This is a genomic window from Microcoleus sp. S36b_A4 (genome assembly GCF_036700645.1).
Classification (GTDB): Bacteria; Cyanobacteriota; Cyanobacteriia; order Cyanobacteriales; family Microcoleaceae; genus Microcoleus.
Genome location: NZ_JAUBPI010000148.1, coordinates 1 through 10,195 on the forward strand (window position 1 = coordinate 1; position 10,195 = coordinate 10,195).

The following is a 10,195-nucleotide window of genomic DNA, read 5'->3' on the forward strand; positions in this document are numbered from 1 at the left end:
TTATATTTAACTCGGCTTGAAGATATCGATCGCTCTTATTCTTGATGTGCGATCGATTATTCAGCAAGCCCTAATTATTTATCATAGGTACGCACCGCTCGATCACCAATTACCGGGCGTACCTCATTTAACTGAGAATTTATATAAAAATAGGTTGGGTGTCCTAAAAGTTCAACCCAACCTATTAATTAAATGAGACTTAAGAGTTTAGCCTTGATTCACCACAGTCGGTTTTAAACTTTCCTGTGACTTCGATCGATCTAAACCATTTTGAACTTCCACAGATTCCTTAATCGGTTTCCGGGCTTCAATTAAACTCAAAGCTTTGTTGACACCTTCAGGTAAAATCACTACCAAACTGCCTACCGCCGCCTCATCTAAAGCCTTGTTAACGGCCGTTGTTTCGTCGAGAATCAACTCGTATTCAACTTGAGATTTCTTTGCGGTTCCTGCAGAAATCGCCTCGGCAATTCCCTGGCAAATTAACTGGGCCACAACACCGGGTTCTCGCCCGCGCCTGTCAATATCTTCCTTGACAATAATACGATCGAACATCTCGGCCGAAAGTTTACCCAGCGTGACAAAATCTTCATCTCGTCGGTCTCCGGGAGCACCTACTACCCCGATTCGCAGTCCCGGCCAATTCAGCACGAAACTGCCCAAAGCTTTGTAGCTGTGGGGGTTGTGGGCGTAGTCGAGTAAAGCGTGATAGCTGCCCAAATTAAACAGGTTCATCCTTCCGGGAGTTTGACCGACGGATGCTTGGAAGCTTGACAAAGCAGCGCGAATATCTTCTATTTTCACTCCTTGAGCAAAAGCTGCTAAACAAGCTGCTAAAGCATTGGCAATCATAAACGGCGCGCGCCCGCCCATCGTCAGCGGCACGTTCACAGCCTGCTCAATTCTCAGCGTCCAATCGCCTTTTAAGATCGACAAGTAGCCATTTTCGTAAATCGCTGCCAGCCCGCCCGCAGCGGTATGTTTGGCAACCAGTTCGTTGTCCGGGTTCATGGAAAAATATGCAATTTGAGCCTTGACACGCTGCGCCATTTGTGATACAAGCGGGTCGTCTGCATTCAAAACTGCATAGCCTTTGGGCATTACCGACTCGACGAGGACACTCTTGAGTTTGGCCAGTTGTTCCACGGTGTCGATGTCCCCAATTCCCAAGTGATCGGCCGCGACGTTCAAGACGACGCCGACATCGCACTGATCGAAGCCGAGGCCCGATCGCAAAATTCCGCCTCTAGCCGTTTCCAGCACCGCCACTTCCACCGTTGGGTCAGACAAAATCAATTGAGCACTCTGCGGCCCGGTATTGTCTCCGCTTTCGACCAAATAATCGCCGATGTAAGTGCCGTCGGTAGTCGTGTAGCCGGTAATCTGACCGGTCTGTTTGACAATGTGGGCAAGCAGGCGAGTGGTTGTCGTTTTGCCGTTGGTTCCCGTTACCGCTAAAATCGGCACCCGGCTGGGTTGAGGCGAGGGGAAAAGCATATCGAAGACGGCACCGGCGACGTTGCGGGGTAAACCTTGACTCGGGGCGACGTGCATTCTGAAACCCGGTGCTGCATTGACTTCGACGATGACGCCGTTGACATCGCGCAGGGGTTGGGAAATGTCGGGAGTTACTACGTCAATGCCGGCGATGTCCAAACCGATAATTTTGGCGACTCTCGAAAACAGCCAGACGTTTTCTGGGTGGATTTCGTCGGTGCGATCGACTGCAATTCCACCGGTACTCAAGTTGGCTGTCGCCCGCAAAAATACTCTTTCGCCGACGGGCACTACGGAGTCCATTGCGTATCCTTGTTTTTGCAGCAAATCCAGGGACAATTTGTCGATCGTGATCCGGGTGAGCACGTTGTCGTGTCCGTCTCCTCGCTGCGGGTCGCGGTTTACTTCTTCAATAAGCTGTTCTACTGTAGACTTGCCGTCGCCCACGACGTTAGCGGGGACTCGTTCTGCGACTGCTATGACTTGCCCGTTGACTACCAATACTCTGTGGTCACGGCCGACGTAATAGCGCTCGACAATGACGCTTTTTGTTTTTGATGCGGCGCTGGCTAAGTCGTAGGCTTCTTCTGCTGCTTCCCAGGAATTGATGTCGATCGTAATGCCGCGGCCGTGGTTGCCGTCTAGGGGTTTGAGGACGATCGGATAACCGCCGACATCTTCGATCGCCCCGCGCAGTTCATCCAAATAATGAATCACCGTTCCTCTGGGAACCGGTACACCGGCGCTGGCGAGGATATTTTTGGTACCTTCCTTGTCACAGGCAAGTTCTACTCCCAAAACTCCCGTCCGGTTGCTCAGAGTTGCCTGAATCCGCTTTTGGTGAACCCCGTAGCCGAGTTGAATCATAAACCGGGCGCTCAAAGGTATCCAAGGAATGCCGCGCGCTTCTGCTTCCTTAATCAGTGTTTCCGTGCTCGGCCCGAGTGCCGCCGACGCAGCAAACTCTCTCAGGTCTCTCAAATCTTGGACTAATTCTGCTGCTGGATAAGTGCCTGTCTCGGCAATACTTTGGCACATCCGCACGCCCGCCCGGGCTGCATAGCGACCTGCTTGTTCGTTTTGATACTCGATTACTACTTGGTAAATGCCTGGGGTCGCAGTTTCGCGGGTGCGGCCGAACCCGACCGGCATTCCTGCCATTTCCTGAAGTTCTAGGGCGACGTGTTCGATTACGTGTCCCATCATTGTGCCTTCTCTGACCCGTTGCAGGAATCCTCCCTGATGGCCTGGTGAACAGTGATGGTCGTTCAAACTCGGAAGTGCGGCGATCAACCCTTCATAGAAGCCAGGAATTTCGGATGTTTTTTTATCTGCCCACTCCTCTAAATCCAGACGCATCAGGACGAGTTTCTGGCGTCGGATGCTCCAGTAGTTGGGGCCGCGTAAGGTCTGGATTTTAAGTATTTTCATGGCAGTTAGAGGGGTATGGGGCGCGAAATCTTATAGATAATTGGAGCATTTATTCAATTTCGATCTAGATTGCTCGATCGACTGTTCGCTGCGAACAGTTTGGGAGTGAATTTCCAGTTATGGGCTACCCAATTGAAAATTCATGCCCTTGCGATCGGCTAAAAACAAGTACAGGTACATGGCTAGCAAAAAATCAAAGCCCGAAGTTAGAACTTTCTGTGATTCTGCCTTCTCGGCTCAGCCCGTGGCTGCTTCGGAATCTATTCTATTGTTGTATCCATGATTCGGCCGGAATGCCGCCTAATTTCTGCCGAATCAATGACAAGAGATGTTGTACGTTAGTTGGCTGTGCGGCATTCGGGGGGCCAGCCAGACTCGGAACAGGCTCCTGATGGCATTGGTTTGCCGAGGGGCATATTGTAGCAATCTCCGTGACATAGAACGTGCAAGCGCATATTGAACAGACTTAAGGGTTCTGTCGCTCCTACCATAGACTCATTGGTATAAAAATTTTCCCTAGAATCAACAATAGTCACAGTGCCTTTACCGAGAATTTTCATAGTATCGTCTCCCTCAAACAAGGCGCAGGTGTCTTCGTCAATACCAATAGCGATGCGATCGGGATGGCAAGCCACAGCCGACAGCAAGCGAGCCATGCGGTTGCGATTGTGAAAATGCTGATCTACGATGATCTCAGGAATAATGTTAAGTCCGTTTGCCATGTCTACTAAAGAGCGGTTCGGTGACGCGCCACTCCCACCGCCTGCAATCATGTGATATCCCATCACCGCAGCACCTGCGCTGGTGCCAGCAAGGGTAATCTTGCCTTCGAGAGTTTCTTTGCGAATTTTCTCCATCAGCGGGGTGTCCGCCAGCAGTCCACAAAGCCGCAGTTGGTCGCCGCCTGTGATGAATACGCCCGTACAGTCTTCTAAGTAATCTTTCCAGACGGGGTTTTCGCCTTGTTCGCGTTCGCGGATGTCCACTACTTTGACGGCGCCAACGCCCATTTCGTCAAATATTGTACGGTAGCGGTTGCTAATTCCTTCGGGATCTCGCGAAGCGCACGGAACGATCGCCAGCCGAGCGTTTGCACCCCCAGCACGGCAAAAAAAGGTGTTCAGAATCTCTCGCCCGTGAACTTTGTCTTCGGCTCCCCCGATGACCATAATCGAGGTTTTTGTGCGCTGGGGAATATTGTGTTCAAGGGCTTGAGATGTCAACTGCTGCATGATGTGTCTTCCTCTGTTGGATGTGAAATTCAATTTTGCCGTGGCTGTGCGTAGAATAGGGCTTTTTAAGAATAAATATTTGTTGGTGCGAGGGATGTGCGATCGCCGATCGTGCGATCCCGCAGTTGTTTGGCGGTGAGTTTACTTGCAGTCGCTGTCATGAAAAACTGATTATTGTTGTACAAAACGGGCCCGCCGACAAAGGAAGAGAATTTAACTTGCAAAAATTTTCAGAAATTATAAGAAATTATAAAGAATAAAGCAATTACTGAAAACTGAACTCCCTCTAAAGGTCAAACTAGAGGTGATGTATCAATGAAATTCCAATAATTGTGCGATTTGACGTTGTTACCCTATTTCCAGAATTTTTCCGGGCTCCCCTAGAGTCGGGACTGATGGGCAAAGCCTTAGCTAAAAAGATTGCTGAGGTGAATTTTGTCAATCCCCGCGATTTTACCACAGACAAACACCAGCGAGTCGATGATGAGCCTTACGGGGGCGGAGTGGGGATGCTGATGAAACCGGAACCGATTTTTGCTGCGGTGGAGTCGCTGCCGGTTTTGCCGAGGCGGGAGGTGATCTTGCTGACTCCCCAGGGGGAACCGATGCAGCAGTCGATGTTTCGAGAGTTGGCGGTCGGTCGCGATCAGTTGGTCTTGATTTGCGGTCATTATGAGGGTGTGGACGATCGAGTGCTACATTTGGTCACTCGCGAGGTGTCTTTGGGGGATTTTGTGCTCACGGGGGGCGAAATTCCAGCTTTGGCTTTGATAAATGGGGTTTTGCGATTGCTGCGGGGAACTGTGGCGAAGGAAGATTCCCTAAAGTTTGAGAGTTTTGAAGACGGACTTTTGGATTATCCGCAGTACACTCGACCTGCGGATTTTCGGGGATTGAAGGTGCCCGACGTGTTGCTGTCTGGTAATCACGCAGAAATTGCTCGCTGGCGCAAGCAACAGCAAATTGAAAGAACGCGCCAAAGGCGATCGGATTTGTACGATCGGTGGTTCCAGGAGAGGGAAGAATAGGAGAAAGGGCGATCGCACGAGTGGTCAGAAACCGGGTTTTTTGTGGTAATACTTCGTTGTAGTCCACAGATTCGGTAAATAACCCGGTTTCTTTGGTCTTGATGCGTAAATTCCGTATATTTAAGAGCCTAATAAATTTTGGATTCGCGTTTGTAAGTCTTTGAGTTCAGGAGAGCGATCGAGAAGTCTGCGAGAATTTTCTAGCGTTTCCAGCATTAACGGTTCTCTCCCCCCTCCAACAGCTTTAGGATTGCCATAACTGCTGAGGAAAGCAGCCAAAAAAAATCTTTAACACTCGGATCGGCATTAAAAGATAAATTCACTTATCTCCCTGAAAATATGAAATAATTGTCCTCTACTATACTTCCCAAACCCCAATTTTACATGAACATCCGCATCGGCAATGGCTACGACATTCACTGCTTAGTGCCAGAACGCCCCCTCATCCTCGGTGGCGTGCACATTCCCCACGAATTAGGCTTACTCGGCCACAGCGACGCCGACGTACTTACCCACGCTATCATGGACGCGATGCTCGGAGCTCTCAGCTTAGGAGATATCGGTCTTTATTTCCCTCCAACTGACCCGAAATGGAAAGGTGCTGATAGTCTCGTCTTGCTAGCACAAGTCAATCAGTTAATATTAGATAAAGGCTGGGAAATCGGCAATATTGATTCGGTGGTGGTAGCGGAACGTCCAAAGCTGAAACCGCATATTGAGCAAATGCGCGATCGGCTTTCTGCTGTCCTACAATTAAAACCAGACCAAATCGGCATCAAAGCCACCACCAACGAAAAATTAGGTCCGGTGGGGAGAGAAGAAGGAATCGCGGCTTACGCTGTAGTTTTGTTAGTGCTAAAATAAAACTTTAATCTACGTTTTAGGAAGGCCAAAACCATGCAAACTGAAACATTGGATTTAGAGTTACCCATAGACGCCGATATTATCGCATTGGATAAGGACGATCGGGTAGTCGTGCTAATCGAAGTCAAAATTATTGAAGCTCAAGAACCAGCAGCAAAGCAGAGGATTGCTGATTACATGATATCTTGGATGAAAGCTGCGTTAGCGAAAATGTCCGAGCAACGAACCATCATTCCCTATGCGATGTTTGTTGACACCGAGCAGATTCTGATTTTTAAATGGGACGGAGTAAATTTATCTGAACCTGTTTGCTCTCTAAACACTGCTGAGATCCTTCGCCATTATGAGCCTGAATTTGGCAACAAACGGATATTTAAGCGATACCTAACTAGACTGGTTGAAGCATGGCTGCGCGACTTAGCTTATAATTGGAAGTCTGAGATTCCAACCGCGTCAGAACAGATAGCAAAAATCGGCTTGCTGCCACTGCTAGCAGGTGGGACGACAAAATCTGGGGTAGAAATTGGTGGCAATTTTATATATCGAGACTAACTTTCTGATGAGCATTGCTACGGGACGCGACCCTGACGCTAACAACTTGTTGGTGAGTGTACCTACATCAGTCAGCATAGCCATACCAAGTATTTGCTGCATGGAATCACTTTCGGCTTTAGAAGATGAAATCAAGCGACGCAACCGTTTTTTAGGTGAAATGGAAAAACAAATTAGTCAGCTAAAGCGAGATAAAACTTCCCCCTCTGCCCAGTCTCTTGTCTTCCACTTAGAGCAATCACTCAATGAAAACGAGGCTCTGATAAATGATATTAATACACGTCTTTTTGCAGCTCTTGATTTGTTAGCCACCAAGATAGAAATGATTTCCTTAACAGCAGGCATACTTCAATCAAGTTTGAATTCAATTTTTATTGAAGAAGACCCTACAGACAATTTGATTCTGCACTGCATCTTGAATCACGCACACTTACATCCTAATGAAGTCAAAGTATTTTTGAGTAATAATACAAAAGAATTTGGTCTGCCCAAAGTTCGAGATGCTTTGCGGGGAGTAGGGATAACCAAGTATTTTTCGCGCACTGAAGACTTTCTCGGTTGGTTACAATCTTAGTCATAGTTGCACGCAGGTGGTAAACTAAAAAATTATGAAAATTTCTATGATGCTACATTCAAGACTGCGCTGGCTGGCGATTTTACTGGCGGCAATTGCCACTATAACTCTGTCTGCGTGCACTCCAGCCCGATCGAACTTAGTAAACAGACTCATCGTTCCCACCCCCAGCGGCCCAGCCACCTTTAACTACCCGCTAAATCAATCTGCATACAGCGTTTTTGGCTATATGTACGAGGGATTGATCAACGAAAACGGCTTGACATCCGAGTTAGAACCCGGTTTAGCCGAGTCCTGGGAAGTTTCTAAAGATGGCAAAAAGATTGTCTTCGCCCTGCGAGAGGGATTGAAATGGTCGGACGGCCAACCTCTGACTACTGATGACATTATCTTCAGCTATGAAAAGATTTATTTCAATGACAAAATTCCTAGCGGTTTGAAAGATATTCTGAGGGTTGGCATCAGTGGCGAATTTCCAAAAGTCAAAAAACTCGACAGTCGCCGCGTAGAATTTTCCGTTGCAGAACCCTTTGCTCCTTTTATTAGATATGCTGGGGGAATCCCAATTTTACCAGCTCATATTTTACAGGAATCTATCGATAATACAGATGCAGACGGCAAGCCTAAATTCTTGACTACTTGGGGTACGGATACTGACCCTAAAAAAATTGTGGGGAATGGTCAATACCGAATGCTGAGCTATACTCCCAATCAGCGCGTTGTTTTGGAACGAAATCCGTATTATTGGCGCAAAAATTCTGAGGGAAATCCTCAACCTTACATCCAGCAAATTGTTTGGCAAATTATCGAAAATACTGACAATCAACTGCTGAATTTTCGATCGGGCGATTTGGATACTCTGAACGTGGAGCCGGAAGTGTTTCCCCTGCTGAAACGGGAGGAGAAACGCGGCCAATATACGGTCTTCAACGGCGGCCCGGATACTGGCAGCGTGTTTATGTGTTTCAATCTGAATAAGGGGCGCAATGCTCAAAATCAGCCGTTTGTAGACCCGGTTAAGGCTCGCTGGTTCGCGAGTAAAGAATTTCGGCAGGCGATCGCCTATGGCATCAACCGCGAGGCGATGACTAACAATATCTATCGCGGACTTGGCGCGCCGCTGCATTCCCCAATTCCGGCGCAAAGCCCGTTTTACCTGTCCCCAGAACAGGGATTGAAAACTTACAGTTACGATCGACAAAAAGCCAAAGAGTTACTGTTAAGCGCTGGTTTTAAGTATAATAGTAACGGCGAATTGTTGGATGCTGAAGGCAACAAGGTACGATTTACTTTGTTGATGGCGGCAGGTAAAAAAGTTCGGGAACAAATGGGAACGCAAATTAAGCAAGACTTGGGCAAACTGGGGATGCAAATTGATACGCAGTTCCTGAGTTTTAACACTTATGTGGAAAAGCTGCGATTGACGCGAAATTGGGATACTTACCTCGGCGGTTTTACGGGAGGTACTGAACCGCACAGCGGCTACAATATTTGGTCAGTCAATGGCACTTTGCACAGTTTCAACCAGGGCCCGCAATTCGGAGAACCCCCGATTAAAGGTTGGGAAGTGTACGACTGGGAGCAGAAAATCGATGACCTTTATGTGAAGGCTTCCCAGGAGCTTGATGAGGCGAAGCGCAAGGAGCTTTATGGAGAAACGCAGCGGATTATAGCGGAACAAGTTCCTTTTGTTTATATGGTAAATCCGCTGACTTTTGAGGCGGTGCGCGATCGCGTTTCGGGAATTCGCTACAGTGCCCTCGGCGGTGCTTTCTGGAATTTGTACGAACTGAAAATAACAGAATAGTCAATCGATTTTAGATTTTAGATTTTAGATTTTAGATTGACTCCACAGATGAATCTGGGAACTTGAACAAGAGTCTAAAATTGTGCCATCGCGATTTAAGTTGGGGGCTTGTATCCGTTTTTGGGCAGGTCATTAGTTAGCAGTCATTTGTTATTAGTTTATGGAACCTAAAATTTTACAGAAGTTACTCGAATCAGTGGCCGCCGGCGATGTGAGTCCGATCGCAGCTTTGGATAAATTAAAGCATTTTGACTTTGAACAAGTCGGCGATTTTGCCAAAATTGACCACCACCGTACTCTGAGAACGGGTTTTCCTGAAGTAATTTGGGGCCCAGGGAAAACGCCAGACCAAATTGTTGAGATTATCGAGGCGATGCGCGGGCGAAATTCTGCGGTGATGGCGACGCGAATCGAACCGGAAGTTTTCGAGCAATTGCAACAAAAAATACCCGATTTGTGCTATCACCAAAAGGCTCGAATTTGTGCAATTTCTCCCAATTCCCCCAGTCCGCAGCATCCGGGTACTGTGACTATTATCAGTGCGGGAACGGCGGATTTGCCTGTAGCGGAAGAGGCGGCAGTTACTGCGGAACTTTGCGGTTTTCAGGTGCGACGTTTGTGGGATGTCGGAGTTGCTGGCATTCACCGCTTGCTGAGCAACCGGCACGTAATTGCCGATGCTGATGTGTTGATTGCAGTAGCGGGTATGGAAGGTGCTTTGGCGAGTGTGGTTGCGGGTTTGGCAGATTGTCCGGTGATTGCTGTGCCGACGAGTGTAGGTTACGGCGCGAGTTTTGGCGGGATTGCTCCTCTTTTAACTATGCTTAATTCTTGTGCGGCTGGTGTGGGTGTGGTGAATATTGATAATGGATTTGGGGCAGCGATTTTGGCTTGTCAAATTCTCAGAAGTGCTGGCAGAGTGGGGAAAATCATCAAAGAGGGGGAGAATGGGAGAGAGGGGGAGTAATTAGGAACCCCCTCGATTAGATCAGACTAAGTCTAACTGTCACAGGACGATCGATCTATTTTTAAGGTGCGTCAGACTCCGTTGTTGAAAGATTATTGAAGATTTCCGATAGTAGAGCACCTTACTATATATGTCAGTTGCTTCCAGGACTGCCAGACTCGGCGGTTGAAAGAGACTGTTGGCGAATTAAAAAAGGGTGAAACCAAACATCCCATAATCATGGAAAAAAAACTACAATGAGGC

The 10,195-nt window shown here is 47.9% G+C and carries 10 protein-coding genes; 6 read left to right on the forward strand and 4 right to left on the reverse strand.

The annotated features are described in order from the left end of the window. Nucleotides 1–207 precede the first annotated feature (207 nt). The 3 genes from cphA to QUA03_RS27295 form a co-directional block, all read right to left on the reverse strand. A complete protein-coding gene (gene cphA / locus QUA03_RS27285; RefSeq protein WP_333216632.1) occupies nt 208–2,928 on the reverse strand; it encodes a cyanophycin synthetase in 2,721 nt (906 codons plus the stop codon). A 338-nt stretch (nt 2,929–3,266) separates the two neighbouring features. After that, nucleotides 3,267–4,160, reverse strand: a complete 894-nt coding sequence (locus tag QUA03_RS27290; protein ID WP_333084106.1) for a cyanophycinase — start codon at nt 4,158–4,160, stop codon at nt 3,267–3,269. A gap of 65 nt (nt 4,161–4,225) precedes the next feature. Further along, a complete protein-coding gene (locus tag QUA03_RS27295) occupies nt 4,226–4,384 on the reverse strand; it encodes a hypothetical protein (RefSeq protein ID WP_333084108.1) in 159 nt (52 codons plus the stop codon). 108 nt (nt 4,385–4,492) lie between these two features. On the opposite strand from QUA03_RS27295, the gene trmD reads away from it, so the two are divergent. After that, nucleotides 4,493–5,188: a tRNA (guanosine(37)-N1)-methyltransferase TrmD gene (gene trmD / locus QUA03_RS27300; RefSeq protein WP_333216634.1), complete on the forward strand. Its 696-nt coding sequence runs from the start codon at nt 4,493–4,495 to the stop codon at nt 5,186–5,188. Nucleotides 5,189–5,308: 120 nt separating this feature from the next. On the opposite strand, the gene QUA03_RS27305 is transcribed toward trmD, so the two are convergent. After that, entirely contained in the window at nt 5,309–5,467 is a 159-nt protein-coding gene (locus tag QUA03_RS27305; protein ID WP_333216636.1) for a hypothetical protein, read from the reverse strand. A 105-nt stretch (nt 5,468–5,572) separates the two neighbouring features. Between QUA03_RS27305 and ispF the strand changes: the two genes are divergently transcribed. The 5 genes from ispF (at nt 5,573) to larB (ending at nt 9,952) form a co-directional block, all read left to right on the forward strand. After that, the gene (gene ispF, locus QUA03_RS27310; protein WP_333216638.1) at nt 5,573–6,052 is read left to right on the forward strand and encodes a 2-C-methyl-D-erythritol 2,4-cyclodiphosphate synthase; all 480 of its coding nucleotides are present in this window, start codon (nt 5,573–5,575) and stop codon (nt 6,050–6,052) included. Nucleotides 6,053–6,085: 33 nt separating this feature from the next. Then, nucleotides 6,086–6,604 (forward strand): hypothetical protein, encoded by a 519-nt coding sequence (locus QUA03_RS27315; protein ID WP_333216639.1) that lies wholly within the window; start codon nt 6,086–6,088, stop codon nt 6,602–6,604. A gap of 7 nt (nt 6,605–6,611) precedes the next feature. After that, nucleotides 6,612–7,178 carry a PIN domain-containing protein gene (locus QUA03_RS27320; RefSeq protein ID WP_333216641.1) on the forward strand — a complete coding sequence of 189 codons (567 nt, stop codon included), beginning with the start codon at nt 6,612–6,614 and terminating at the stop codon, nt 7,176–7,178. A 46-nt stretch (nt 7,179–7,224) separates the two neighbouring features. Beyond that, a complete protein-coding gene (locus QUA03_RS27325) occupies nt 7,225–8,985 on the forward strand; it encodes an ABC transporter substrate-binding protein (protein WP_333216645.1) in 1,761 nt (586 codons plus the stop codon). A gap of 160 nt (nt 8,986–9,145) precedes the next feature. Beyond that, nucleotides 9,146–9,952 (forward strand): nickel pincer cofactor biosynthesis protein LarB, encoded by an 807-nt coding sequence (larB, locus tag QUA03_RS27330; protein WP_333216643.1) that lies wholly within the window; start codon nt 9,146–9,148, stop codon nt 9,950–9,952. Nucleotides 9,953–10,195: the final 243 nt, after the last annotated feature.